General features: G+C 71.6%; 13 protein-coding genes. 5 read left to right on the top strand and 8 right to left on the bottom strand.

Translation table 11 applies throughout. From position 1 onward, the window contains the following. Nucleotides 1-39: 39 nt before the first annotated feature. The 6 genes from O3597_RS12265 to O3597_RS12240 all read right to left on the bottom strand — a co-directional run bounded on the left by O3597_RS12265 (nt 40) and on the right by O3597_RS12240 (nt 5,278). Nucleotides 40-786, bottom strand: a complete 747-nt coding sequence (locus O3597_RS12265) for a hypothetical protein (protein WP_281604227.1) — start codon at nt 784-786, stop codon at nt 40-42. Further along, complete coding sequence (locus O3597_RS12260) at nt 783-1,346, bottom strand: RNA polymerase sigma factor (RefSeq protein WP_281604226.1); 564 nt, start codon at nt 1,344-1,346, stop codon at nt 783-785. The genes O3597_RS12265 and O3597_RS12260 overlap by 4 nt, the downstream gene beginning before the upstream one ends. 88 nt (nt 1,347-1,434) lie before the next feature. After that, the gene (locus O3597_RS12255) at nt 1,435-2,712 is read right to left on the bottom strand and encodes a multidrug effflux MFS transporter (RefSeq protein WP_281604225.1); all 1,278 of its coding nucleotides are present in this window, start codon (nt 2,710-2,712) and stop codon (nt 1,435-1,437) included. A gap of 109 nt (nt 2,713-2,821) precedes the next feature. Further along, nucleotides 2,822-3,028 (bottom strand): hypothetical protein, encoded by a 207-nt coding sequence (locus tag O3597_RS12250; RefSeq protein WP_281604224.1) that lies wholly within the window; start codon nt 3,026-3,028, stop codon nt 2,822-2,824. 214 nt (nt 3,029-3,242) lie between these two features. Continuing rightward, nucleotides 3,243-4,928, bottom strand: a complete 1,686-nt coding sequence (locus O3597_RS12245; protein WP_164447143.1) for a sodium:solute symporter family protein — start codon at nt 4,926-4,928, stop codon at nt 3,243-3,245. After that, nucleotides 4,925-5,278, bottom strand: coding sequence for a DUF4212 domain-containing protein (locus O3597_RS12240; protein ID WP_164447142.1), 354 nt, complete (start codon nt 5,276-5,278; stop codon nt 4,925-4,927). Before O3597_RS12240 ends, O3597_RS12245 begins: the two co-directional genes overlap by 4 nt. A gap of 394 nt (nt 5,279-5,672) precedes the next feature. Between O3597_RS12240 and O3597_RS12235 the strand changes: the two genes are divergently transcribed. The 5 genes from O3597_RS12235 (at nt 5,673) to O3597_RS12215 (ending at nt 11,165) form a co-directional block, all read left to right on the top strand. Next, nucleotides 5,673-6,086 (top strand): hypothetical protein, encoded by a 414-nt coding sequence (locus O3597_RS12235; RefSeq protein ID WP_093402168.1) that lies wholly within the window; start codon nt 5,673-5,675, stop codon nt 6,084-6,086. Between the two features lie 151 nt (nt 6,087-6,237). After that, nucleotides 6,238-6,858 (top strand): hypothetical protein, encoded by a 621-nt coding sequence (locus O3597_RS12230; protein WP_281604223.1) that lies wholly within the window; start codon nt 6,238-6,240, stop codon nt 6,856-6,858. Nucleotides 6,859-6,945: 87 nt separating this feature from the next. Beyond that, nucleotides 6,946-7,455 carry a sigma-70 family RNA polymerase sigma factor gene (locus O3597_RS12225; protein ID WP_164447139.1) on the top strand — a complete coding sequence of 170 codons (510 nt, stop codon included), beginning with the start codon at nt 6,946-6,948 and terminating at the stop codon, nt 7,453-7,455. Next, the gene (locus O3597_RS12220) at nt 7,455-8,204 is read left to right on the top strand and encodes a hypothetical protein (protein ID WP_281604222.1); all 750 of its coding nucleotides are present in this window, start codon (nt 7,455-7,457) and stop codon (nt 8,202-8,204) included. The genes O3597_RS12225 and O3597_RS12220 overlap by 1 nt, the downstream gene beginning before the upstream one ends. Nucleotides 8,205-8,303: 99 nt before the next feature. Then, a complete protein-coding gene (locus O3597_RS12215; protein ID WP_281604221.1) occupies nt 8,304-11,165 on the top strand; it encodes a DEAD/DEAH box helicase in 2,862 nt (953 codons plus the stop codon). Between the two features lie 53 nt (nt 11,166-11,218). Here O3597_RS12215 and O3597_RS12210 read toward each other — a convergent pair whose 3' ends face one another. Next, nucleotides 11,219-11,440: a hypothetical protein gene (locus O3597_RS12210; RefSeq protein WP_281604220.1), complete on the bottom strand. Its 222-nt coding sequence runs from the start codon at nt 11,438-11,440 to the stop codon at nt 11,219-11,221. After that, nucleotides 11,437-12,627 carry a helix-turn-helix domain-containing protein gene (locus tag O3597_RS12205; RefSeq protein ID WP_281604219.1) on the bottom strand — a complete coding sequence of 397 codons (1,191 nt, stop codon included), beginning with the start codon at nt 12,625-12,627 and terminating at the stop codon, nt 11,437-11,439. The genes O3597_RS12210 and O3597_RS12205 overlap by 4 nt, the downstream gene beginning before the upstream one ends. Nucleotides 12,628-12,633 lie beyond the last annotated feature (6 nt).

Raw genomic sequence — 12,633 nt, 5'->3', positions numbered from 1 at the left:
GGGCGCTCACGGACCAAGATTCACATGCATTCGCTCGTGTCAGCGGACCACACGTGGCTCGAGGCCGGTCAGGTCGGGCAGCGATCGTTCCGCGATCACCGTGCCGGTCGCGTCGTAACCGACAAGCGTCGGTGGATCAATGGTCCTGTTGGCCACGTACCAGAAAACAAACAAGCCTTCCGTAAGTATCGCCGGCCGGACGGTCCCATCGGAGAGCAGTAGTTCCGCCCGCGCCGCGTTCCCGGCGTTGGCCCACATGGTGTGCCGGTCGTTCTCGTCGGTCGAGGCGCTGGTGCTGGCGAACGGCTCCGAGTCTTCGGGCCGGGCGCACTGGCCACCGGCGAGCGTGAAGTTCACCGGCGCCGGACGGTCCAGGTCGCCTGGCGGCTCGAACAAGGGGGCGATGCAGGTGGTGCCGTCCGGGGCGGTGGCGGACCAGACCGACAGCACCAGGCCGTCAGGGCCTGGCATCTGGGCCACCCGCCGGGCCTGTTGAGCGTTCACCGTGTCTTTCGTTTCTGTGGACCAGAACGACAGCGGGCCGGTGAACGACTCCGGTAGCAGCCCACCGGCGGCGGCGACACCCGCACCGGAGGCCACGAAACCGACGGTCAGCGCGGCGGTGAGCAGCATCCGTCGGTCACGCGTGCGCCGAACGGGTGGAGGCAAGGCGTTCAGTAGCCGGTCCAGCGCGGCCTCCCGGGCCGTTGTCGGCCACTGGTCCGTCACGGTGGTGCCCGGCCTGAGCTTCTCCAGAGTGTGGATCAAGTCGCGCTTGTCGGTCATGCGTTGCCTCCAGCGAACGGGACCGGACGTGGGGTCTTGGGGTCGGCCAGGGCAGGCGGGTCGGTGTCGGTACCTAGTCGCCGCCGAGCCCGGGAGAGCCGTACGTGAAAGGTCGGAACCGAACAGCCGGCGACCCCCGCCGCTTGCCTCGGGGTCAGGCCGTCCCAGGCGACCAGCAGCACTGCTTCCCGCTCGGTGGGAGTCAGCGCGGCAAGCCGGGTCAGCACCTCCGCGCGTTCGGTGGCGAGCACGTCGGCGGCGGTCGCTGGCTCGGCGACGTGCCGGAAACGCTCCAGTTCGACGGCCACCCGGGACTGTCGGCGCGCCGAGCGGCGCAGGTTTGCGATGGTGTTGCGGGCTACCACCAGCAGCCAGGGCAGGGGGTCGTCCGGCACCCTCGCCAGTCGTCGCCAGGCCAGTAGGAACGTCTCCGACACCACCTCCTGGGCGGTGTCCGGATCCACGTGTCGCAGGGCGTACGCCATCACCCGGGGTGCGTACTCGGTCCACAGCGTGACGAGACGCTGCTCCTGCTGCTTGGCTGAATCGTCGCGTTCCACACCAGGTAATGTCCGAGCGGGCCAAGAACTTACCGCGACACTCAAGCGGTCCCGGTTCTGTTGAGCAAACGAGATCCTCCGGTGACCATCAGTGGGCCGTGACTAGCACCGTCTCCGGCTCCGGCACGGCCAGCCGGCCGGGGCGGACCACCACGACGAGCACGACCAATGCCGCGACCATCCCACCGGCGATCACCAGGGCCATCGCCACCGCCCCGGTGCCGAGCACACCCACCAGCGGAGCGGCCACCGCCCCGATGCCGAACTGCACCGCGCCGAGCAGCGCCGACGCGGTGCCGGCCGCCTCGCCGTGTCGGGTCAGGGCCAGCGCGGGAGCGTTCGGCAACGCCAGGCCGGCCGCCGCGAGCACCGCCCACAGCGACGCGAGCAGGGCCGGCAGGCCGCCGATCCCGGTCGCGGCGAGGCCGAGCAGCAGCACGCTGGCGGCGGAGCCCACGATCAGGGCGGACACCAGGATCCGCTGCGGGGACCAGCGCCGCAGCAGCCGTACGTTGCCCTGGGTGGCCGCGATCAGCCCAACCGCCCCGGCCCCGAAGGCCAGCCCGAACTGCTGCTCGTCGAGCCCGTACCGTTCCTGCAGGACGAACGAGGAGCCGCCGACGTAGGCGAACAGCGCCGCCATGGCCAGCCCGGCCACCAGCACCAGCCCGACGAAGGCACGGTCCCGCAGCAGCGCGCCGTAGAGCCGGACGGTGGGCAGCACACCGCCGCGTTGGCGCCGCAGCGGTGGCAGCGTCTCGGGCAGGCCCAGCATCGCGATCAGCAGCAGCAGTACGCCGAAGACCGCGAGGGCGGCGAACACGCCGCGCCACTGCGTCCACCGCAGCAGTTCACTGCCGAGGGTGGGCGCGAGGATCGGCGCGGCGCCCATCACGAGCAACAGGCGGGACAGCAGTCGGGCGAAGGCCGCACCGCTGAACAGGTCGCGGACCACGGCCATGGCGATCACGGCGGCCGCCGCCGCGCCCAGGCCCTGGACCACCCGCAGCGCGCCGAGCACTGTGATGTTCGGGGCGAGGGCGCAGCTCACGGACGCGACGATGTGCAGTGCGGTGCCGGCGATCAGCGGCGTCCGCCGACCGACTGCGTCGGACAGCGGACCGATCAGCAGTTGTCCGAGGGCGAGGCCGATCAGCGTGCCGGTGAGCGTCAGCTGGACCGCCGCCGAGGTGGTGCCGAAGTCGTCGACGATCGAGGGCAACGCCGGAAGGTACATGTCGATGGTCAGTGGGCCCACCGCGATCAGCGAGCCGAGGACGAGGATGAGACGGAGGCGCTGGCGGCGGCTCATCAGGTCGCCCGGCATCAGCGCGGCCGGCGGCGCGGCGTCGTCGACGGCGCTCACCGGAAGGTCTCCCGCCGGGCCGGAGCCGGGGCGGATCGTGGTGCGATGGTCATACCTGGCTCCAACCCGCAGCCGCCGACCTGATTCCCCACAACACCGGTAACACACCTCACACCACCCCACCCACCCCACCCACCCCACCCACCCCACCCACCCCACCCACCCCACCCACCCCACCCACCCCACCCACCCCACCCACCCCACCCACCCCACCCACCCCACCCACCCCACCCACCCCACCCACCCCACCCACCCCACCCACCCCACCCACCCCACCCACCCCACCCACCCCACCCACCCCACCCACCCCACCCACCCCACCCACCCCACCCCAGCACGCCCCTCCCGACGACGACACCGGCCGAGGGGGACAACATCGGGGAAACTGCTGCCTCAGGCCGGGCTGAGGCAGCAGTTTCCCCGATGTTGCGCGGATCTTGAGCGGACCCAGGTTCTCCGGAACGGGGCGGTCGCCGGCCCCAACGTCGATGGCGGGACCGGCGACCGGTGGTTCTCGATATGGCTGTGGGTCAGGCGGCGTCGGCGGCGGTGCCGGCGGTCACCTCCCGCCGGGTGGCCGGGTAGCGGATGCTCTCCACCATCTCGACGATGTCGTCCGGCGGTGGCGCCGTCATCTTCGACACCACGACGGTGACGACGATGTTGACGATCGCGCCGATGGTGCCGATGCCCTCCGGGCTGATGTCGAAGATGTGCGGGTTGGCCGCGGTGCCGAACACCGGCAGCGTGTAGATCATGTAGCTGGCGGTGAACACCAGACCGGTCACCATGCCGGCCGCCGCGCCGGTGGCGTTACATCGTTTCCAGAAGATGCCGAGCACGATGGCCGGGAAGAAGGTCGACGCCGCCAGGCCGAAGGCGAAGGCGACCACCTGCGCCACGAACGCGGGCGGGTTGATGCCGGCGTAGATGGCGACAAGGACCGCGAGACCCATGGCGATCCGACCGGCGAGCAGTCGCTGCTTGTCGGTGGAGTCCCGCTTGACCCGACGGAAGTACAGGTCGTGCGAGAAGGACGACGAGATCACCAGCAGCAGTCCGGCCGCCGTGGACATCGCGGCGGCCATGCCGCCGGCCGCCACCAGACCCACGATCGGCGCCGGCAGGCCGGCGATCTCGGGACTGGCGAGGACCAGGATGTCGTTGTTGACGATCAGGTCGGCGCCGGAGGTCGGGCTGTTGCTGACCGTGTTGATTGTCGTCGCGCCGTCGCTGACGGTGACCAGCCCGGTCGCCGCCCAGTTCTCGATCCACCTGGGCAGCGCGTCGGCCGACACCCCGTTGACGTCCTGGAGCAGGTTCAGCTTGGTGAAGGCACCCACCGCCGGGGCGGTGGTGTAGAGCAGGGCGATGAAGAACAGCGCCCAGAACGCCGAATAGCGGGCACCGCGTACGGTCTTCGTCGTGTAGAACCGGACGATGACGTGCGGCAGACCGGCCGTACCGATCATCAGCGCCATCGTCACCAGGAAGACGTCGATCTGCGGCCGGGCCGCGAACGCCTCGGTGTACTGGTTCAACCCCATCTCGACGCTTATCGCGTTCAGCTCGTCGAGGATCTGGCCGAACGACACCTGCGGAATCGGAATTCCGGTCATCTGCTGGGCGACCGCGAAGGCGGGAATCAGGTAGGCGACGATCAGCACCGTGTACTGCGCCACCTGGGTCCAGGTGATGCCCTTCATGCCGCCGAGCACCGCGTAGAGCCCGATGATCACGGCGGCGAGGATGACGCCCTGGGTCACGTCCAGCTTGAGGAACCGGCTGAAGACGATGCCGCCACCGCGCATCTGTCCGACCACGTAGGTGAAGGAGATGATGATCGCGGCCACGGCGGCGATGGTGCGCACGGTCTCCGAGTACCGGTCACCGACGAACTCGGGCACCGTGAACTTGCCCCACTTGCGCAGGTACGGGGCGATCAGCAGGGCCAGCAGCACGTAGCCGCCGGTCCAGCCCATCAGGTAGATGGTGCCGTCGGAGCCGAGGAACGCGATCAGGCCGGCCATCGAGATGAACGACGCGGCCGACATCCAGTCGGCCGCCACCGCGGCACCGTTGGCGATGGTGGGGATGCCCTGGCCGGCGACGTAGAAGCCGGCGGTCTCCTTCACCCGGCTGCGCCAGGCGATGTAGAGGTAGACGGCGAACGACCCGACAATGAAGACGAGGGTCCAGATCTGGATCTGACTCATTTGTCAGCCCCCTCGGTCTCCTGCTCGTCCACGCCGAACTGGTTGTCGAGGCGATCCATCATCTTCGCGTACACGAAGATGAGAATGACAAAGACGTAGATCGATCCCTGCTGGGCGAACCAGAAGCCGAGCGGGAATCCGGCGATGACGATGTTGTTGAGCGGTTCGACAAGCAGAATTCCGAAGCCGAACGAGACGACGAACCAGACGGCCAGGAGAATCACCATGAGCCGCAGGTTGCGGCTCCAGTATTCCTTGCGCCAGCCGTTGTCCGGCGGGGACGCCGGTGGTGGTGCCGCCGGTGGCGGTTCACCGCCACGGGTCTCCTTGTCGGGGGTTACCTCGGTCATGTCTGGAGCCTCCTAGTCGGTATGGAACCGGTAGATCCGGCGAGGGGCCTGCGACACGGCGCCCGGTTGGTGGTGACGCGGTGCTGGTGCCGGGGCCCGACCCGCCCACCCGCGTCGCCGTACTGCTCGACGTGGCTGTGCGGTCGGTCACACCTGTGGTCTGCGAAGCGAACGTGACGCAGCCTGGCCAGGCAAGAGTTGATCCGGTCAGGTGCGGCTTCGGGTCGCCGAGCGGTCCGTTGGACTCCGCGAACGGTCGAACGGCCCGGACGGGGATGCTGAATCGTCCGCTTTCGTGGTTTTCGCGGGCCCGTTCCGCCCGTCCACCGATCCCGCCCGACCGCTCACCGATCTGCCCGTCCGGTCAACGGCGCGCAGCGCCTAGCATCCGGACATGGCCGACACCGCATCCACCGCCGCCCCGGTTCGCCGGCGCGTCTTCCACGCCGGCAGTCTCGGCATGATCGTCGGCGGCGTGCTCGCGCTTGTCGGCTCGCTGCTGCCCTGGGTCATCACGCCGTTCGGGTCACTCTCCGGTGCGGCCGGTCCCGGTCTGTGGACGCTGAGCATGGCGTTCCTCGCCGTCGCCGGCGCCCTGCTGCCGTACCGCAAGGTGGCCATCGCGCACAGCCTGATCCCCGGGCTGGTCGTCGCCGCCATCGTCGGGTGGCAGGTGGCCCGCCTGATCAGCCTCAGCGCCAGCACCGGCGCGTGGGGGCAACTGATGCCCGGCGTCGGCCTGGTCATGGCCGCCGGTGGCGCGGTGGTGCTGATCCGCACCGGCATGCGCCTGGTCAAGCTGAGCTGACGGCCCGCGATCCGGCCGGGTGCAGCCGGACGCAAGAGATTCGACCGACCGTGAAACCCTCCACCAGCCGTACGCGTCATCTCGCTGAATCGACCGAGGATCAGCCGCCACCCGGTGGCTGACCCCGGTGCTGAGCAGCTCGGGAGGAATCGTGTTGCTGGGTAGGTGGCTCGCCGCTGCGGGCCTGGTGGTGCTGACCGGTACCGCCGTGGGCATGTACTCCATGGGTCCGGCCTCCGGCGAGCCGGTCGCGGTGGCGGGTGTCCGGTCGCCCGACGGTGCGGCGTCGGCGGCCACGCCACGGCCCATGTCGGCGGGGGATCCGCTGCTGTCCGGCAAGCGCCGGGTCACCATCGTCCGGGTCGGCGCCTTCGAGTCCGGGCTGGCGCTGCTCGACGGCGGCCGGTTGGCGGAGGTGGACGACGACCGGGGCCGGCAGGTGTTCGTGCCGACTCCGGTGGGTTCGGGACAGTTCCTCGTCAAGGCCTACTACGGCGGCGGCACCGGGCAGCCGGTCTGCTGGCAGGTACGCAACCCGGGCGACAGCCGGCCGCTGTACGTGCGGGGCACCACCTGCCGGGCCGACGACCCGGCCCAGCGCTTCGAGATCACCGCCGTGGCCGACGGTGGTCCCCGTGAGTACCTGATCAGCAACCGGTGGGCGTACCTGCGGGACTCCGCGCGATCCGGTCTGATCATGGAGGAGTTGGGCGACGCCCCTCCGGCGAGTAGCTTCCGGTTCACCGACACCGGACCGGCACCCCGAAGGTAGGACACCCGTGGCGCCCCCGGTCCCGGCCCGGGGGCGTGCGTCGTCCGCCGGGCACGATCAGCAGCGACAGTACGGGTGGGAACGTGAGTGAAACGCGACGCTGAGGAGTTCGACGCCTTCTACGCGGCGTCGGCGCAGCGGGTCCTGGGCCACCTGTCCGCGATGACCGGCAGCCGCGCCGAGGCCGAGGACGCGGTGGCGGAGGCGTACGCCAGGGCCTGGGACCGCTGGGCGTCGGTGCGGGAGTGCGACAGCCCGGAGGCGTGGGTCCGCCGCGTCGCCTATCGGATCGCGGTGAGCGCGTGGCGCAAGGCGGTGAACCGGCTGCGTGCCCACCGGCGGGAGGCGGCCGGCCAGCAGGTCGAGGCGACCTCGGTCGATCATGTGGCGGTGGTGTCGGCGCTGCGCCGCATCTCCGCCGAGCAGCGGCGGGTGGTGGTGCTGCACCACCTGGTCGGGCTCAGCGTGACCGAGATCGCGGCGGAGATCGGCTGCAACGTGAACACCGTCAAGACGCGGCTGGCCCGGGGACGCCGGGCCCTCGCCGTGCACCTCAGCGACGACGCATACGAGACCACGGGCGGGGGAGGGCAGTGATGGTTCCTGAGCCGCACCTCGACGAGGCCCTGCGCGCGTTGGCCGGGCACGGCCGGCAGGGCAGGGTGCCGGCCGCGGCCGACGTCCGACGCCGGGGCGACACCCGTCGCCGCCGCCGACAGGCGGCATCCGTCACCCTGGCCGCCGTACTCGTCGGTCTGCTCGGTGCCGGCGCGGTCCTGGCCCGTCCATCGGGAGATCCGGACTCCCTTCCCGTCGGGCCGGCTGGCCCGACGACGGCCCCGGCCACCGCGTCGACCAGCCCCGACCCGGCCGCCACGTCCGGCCCGCCGAGCAACGACCCGCTGCTGTCCGGGCGGCGGCAGGTGACCGTCGTCCGCGCGGCCGAGCAGAGCGGTGGGCTGTCACTGCTCGCCGACGGCCGCCTCGCCGAGGTCGACGGCGCCGAGGGCCGCCAGTTGTTCGTGTTCACGCCCCTGGGCTCCGACACCTACCAGGTCCGGGCCGCCGAGCGGGGCGGCGGAGCGACCGACGTGTGCTGGGAGGTGCGGTCGTCGGGCAGCCAGCCGCTGCGGGTGGTGGCGGCCGCCTGCGCGCCGCAGGAGCCGAGACAGCAGTTCACGGTCGTCCGGAGTGGACAACGCGCCGGCGAACCGACGTACGCGATCAGCAGCCACTCGGCCTACCTACAGAACTCGGCGACCCGGGGCCTGATCCTGGAGGAGTTGGGCGACGCCGCGCTGACCACGCGTTTCCGGCTGGTGGACAACGGGGCCGCGCCGGGATGACCGGCCGGTGCCCGAGCGGGCGCCGCCACGTGCCAGTTCGGGAGTGCGCTGTGGAGGCGTGTGCCGTGGTCGGGCAGGCGGCATGGTCAGCTATGCGGCATGGGCGGGTGGCTGGCGGGGTACCGGGCCGGGGTGCGGATGGACAAGGCCGAGCGTGAAGAACTCCGTCGGCTCGTGGCGGACTTCAGACGGTGGGGTCAGCTCGCCACGACGGCAAAGAACTGGCACCGGGCGGTTCAGCACGCGGCCGGCAGCGCCGAAGCCACCATGCGGGCCCGCAGCGTCCTGGTCGACCGGTCCGGCAAGCCCGCCTGGCGCGTACTCCCGCTGGGGGACAGCGACCGCGACATCGTCCGACGGCTACGGGAACGAGCCATGCTTCCCGCGACGACGAACGCCGACCGTGCCCTGCTGCGCCTGCTCACCGATGACGCCCCCCGCGCCGTCACCGACCTCGCGCCGATGCTCGACGTACGCCGCTACCTCACCGGGCCGGCGAGGAGACAATCGGCGGCCACCGCGGCGACGTTCCTGCGTCACCGGTACGCGGAGGTCACCGCCGCCGAGGGGCCCGAGCGTCTGGCGCAGCTCGGCGTCCACACCGCACCCCCTGACCCGGCCCGGAACGGCCTGGACGACCTACTCGACCCGGCCCTTCGCTTCGCACTCCTCACCGAGCGCCCCGGCTCTGATCCCGCTGAGCGGCGCGGCTCCGAGCCAGCCGGGCGGCGCGGCTCCGAGCCAGCCGGGCGGCGCGGCTCCGAGCCAGCCGGGCGGCGCGGCTCCGAGCCAGCCGGGCGGCGCGGCTTCGAGCCGGAGCTGGCGGGTCGGGTCGGCTGGGAGCCCGAGCTGGTGGACCGGTCGGTCTTCGGGGGCCTGCCGGCGGCACTTGCCGCCATCGACAAGGTCGTGGCCGGCGAGGCCAAGTACCGGTCGGCGGCACGTGAAGCGGGCGAGCAGGTCAGACATCGTGAGGTGCAACGCATCCTGCGGGACATGCCGGTGGAGGCGGTACGGACCGTCACCCGGGACCGGTTCCGCCTCGGGCCACTGACCGACGCCGGAGTCACCACGGTGCAGGACGTGCTGCACCGGGGCGCGACCCTTCAGGCGCTTCCGGGTGTCGGGGAGACCTCGGCCCGTCGCCTGATCGGTGCGGCCCACACCCTGCGACAGACCACCTACGACGACACGCCGGTCCGCATCGACGTCGACCACCGCCACCCGGAGACCACCCACCTGTTGCGGTGCCTCGCCGAGTGGGACGCGCACCGGCGCACCCACGGCGCGGCAGCCGACCTCGAACGCGCCGCCGAACTCGCGCCGCTGGGCGGCACCATCGACCGCAGGACCAGCCACCTGCTGGTGGTGCCGACCCGAGGGCTCGCCGCCAGCGGTCTCCGCGAGAGCATCGAGATCGTCGAACGGCGAGCCGAGCTGCTCGGCAGGTCGACCGCGCCCGGTCGACGGAAGCTGCGTGCCGACCCGTGGGACGACTTCCTCGCCCGCCCCGCCGACTACCTCGCCATGCTCGCCGAGCTGGGATTCGCCAGCGGTGACGAGCACGCGGCGCACGGCGACCTCCCGGACGAGATCATCGAGGCGGTACGCGACCAGGCACTCGACGGCGCGCACCTGACCGCCTCCCTGCGCGGCTACCAGAGCTTCGCCGCCCGCTTCGCCCTGGTCCAGCGGAAGGTCATCGTCGGGGACGAGATGGGCCTCGGCAAGACCGTCGAGGCGCTCGCGGTGCTGGCACACCTGCACAGCACGGGAGACACCCATTTCCTGGTGGTGTGTCCCGCCGCCGTGGTGACCAACTGGGTCCGCGAGATCAGCGGCAAGTCGAGGCTGCGTCCGCACCGCGTGCACGGCGCGGGGCGCGAGACCGCAGCCCGTGCCTGGCAGCGGGACGGAGGCGTGGCGGTCACCACCTACGAGACCCTCGCCTGGTGGGGGCCGCGGCTACCGGAGTCGCCCGACCTGGCGTGCGTCGTGGTCGACGAGGCCCACTACGTCAAGAACCCCCAGGCGCAGCGGTCGATCAGGACGAAGGAACTCGTCGCACGCGCCGACCGGGCCATCCTGCTCACCGGCACGCCGCTGGAGAACAGGGTCGACGAGTTCCGCAACCTCGCCTCCTACGTACGCCCCGACCTGACCGTCGACGCCACCGACCTGTCGCCAGCACGGTTCCGGCGGCAGATCGCACCGGCGTACCTGCGCCGCAACCAGGACGACGTGCTCGACGAACTGCCCGAACTGATCGAGGTCGAGGAGTGGCTGCCGATGTCTCCGGCGGACACCAGGCGTTACCGCGAGGCGGTCGAGCGGGGGAACTTCATGCAGATGCGCCAGGCGGCCATGCTTGCGGCGGCCGAGTCCACCAAGGTGCAGCGCCTCGTCGAGCTTGTCCGGGAGGCGGCCGAGAACGAGCGCCGGATCATCGTCTTCTCCCACTTCCGGCAGGTCCTCGACCTGGTCGCCCGGACCCTTCCCGGCCCGGTCTTCGGGCCGCTGACCGGCTCGGTGCCCGCCAACCACCGGCAGCGGATGGTGGACGACTTCTCCGCCGCCCGCCATGGCGCCGCCCTGGTGGCCCAGATCGTGGCCGGTGGCGTCGGGCTCAACATCCAGTCCGCCTCCGTCGTCGTCATCTGTGAACCGCAGCTCAAACCCACCACCGAGGCGCAGGCCATCGCCCGGGCACACCGGATGGGACAGGTCCAGTCGGTGCAGGTGCACCGGCTGCTCTCCGAGGAGGGCGTCGACCAGCGGATCACCGAACTGCTGGCGGGCAAGCGCCGCATCTTCGACGACTTCGCCCGGGTCAGCGACACGGCCGACGCGAGCCCCGAGGCGGTGGACCTGTCCGAGGCCGAACTCGTCCAGGAAGTGGTGGCCGCCGAACGCCAACGCCTCCTCGCCCCCGACCTCCCGCCCCAGCCCGCGCCGTCGTAACCGGTTGCCGAAGGATCTGTGGCAGTGAAAGCGCCAACCGCCCGGCGTGTCGACTACCGCGACTGCCACGGATCAGAAGTGTCACCGTCACCGGTCCAGCGGGTCTGCTTGAGGGCGGTGAGGAGGTTGCGGGCGGCGCGGGCCACGGCGCAGTCGGGGACACGGCAGATCGGGCAGCGACCGTCGGAGCCGGGTTGGTGATCGCGCAGGGTCCAGCGGGCGGTCAGGGTGAGCCGGTTGAGGATCTGCGCCAGGGTGAGCAACGGTGCGGTCATGCGCGGGTCACCCCGAGGGTGGCGGCCAGCGCGACGACCGTGGCGGGAGCACCCGGATGGCGGACCGTGGCGGCGAGCACGTTGCGGGCGGCGGGTCGGTGGCGCACCTCGGCGGGCGCCGTCCGGTCGGCCTCCAGCAGCACCCGGGCCGCGTTCACCGGGTCGGCAACCTGAAGGTACGCACGCCCGGCGTCGATCAGGTGGGCGGCCCGATGCTCCGGCGGCAGCCACCGCCAGCCGTCCCGTGCGACCGCCTTCTCGTGTCGGACGATCGCCTCGTCCGGCGTACCCAGATCGATCGCGACAGCGACCCGGGCGAGCGCCACGGCCGTCGGTCCGAAGCTGGTGTGATGATGGTCGTTGCCGTCGCCGACCTCGGCGGCCAGGTCGGCGGCCTCGTCGACGCGGGCGGCGGCCCGGTCGTCACAGTGCCGGGCCGCCGCGAGCGCCGCCTGCACGAGCAGCGCACCGCAGAGCGACACCCGAGCCACGTCGAGGTCGGACGTGCCGATCCGGTACGCCGCCGCCAGCGCCGCCGCACCCGCCTCCCGCGCCCGACCGCCGGCCCGCAACACCTGGCCGAGCTGCACGGTGGCGGCGGCCACCAGCAGCGGATCACCGGTCGCGACCGTCATCGCCCGGTCGGCGGCGAGCCAGGCCAGCTCGGTCTCGTCGAGCTTCACCAGCAGCGACGCGGTCACCCGGTACGCCTCCACCAGCGGCACCCGGCCCGCCTGCGGATCGTGGGCGTGGCCGCGCTGCGCCCCGGCCAGCAACTCCGGCAGCAGACCGACAAGCGCCGGGTACCGCGCATGCTGAAAACTGGTCCAGGCGTGCGCGACTCCGCGCGCCAGCCGAGCACCGTCCGGCGCGTCCCGGCGCGCCGCCGGCCGATCCAGAGCGATGTCGTACGCGGACAGCGCCGCCCGGATCTGCTCGACGCCCTCGACCCTGGTGGTCGCCTCGACAGGTCGACTCTCCTGACCGAGCAGCAACGCCTGATCGATCCGCAGCGCGGCAGCGATGTCCCGCAGCGTGGAAACCTTGTCCAGGGCTCGTACCCCGCGTTCGACCTTGTCCACCCAGCTCTTGGACTTGCCGAGCCGGTCGGCGAACACCTGCTGCGACATCCGCCGCCGCGCCCGCCAGTACGCCACCCGCCGCCCGATCGGCACCTCACTCTGCACGCCGCG

The sequence above is a fragment of the Verrucosispora sp. WMMA2044 genome (genome assembly GCF_027497155.1).
In the GTDB taxonomy this organism is placed as follows: Bacteria; Actinomycetota; Actinomycetes; order Mycobacteriales; family Micromonosporaceae; genus Micromonospora; species Micromonospora palythoicola.
Note: the sequence above shows the minus strand (reverse complement) of the source record. Positions and strands in the feature narration are given on the sequence as shown.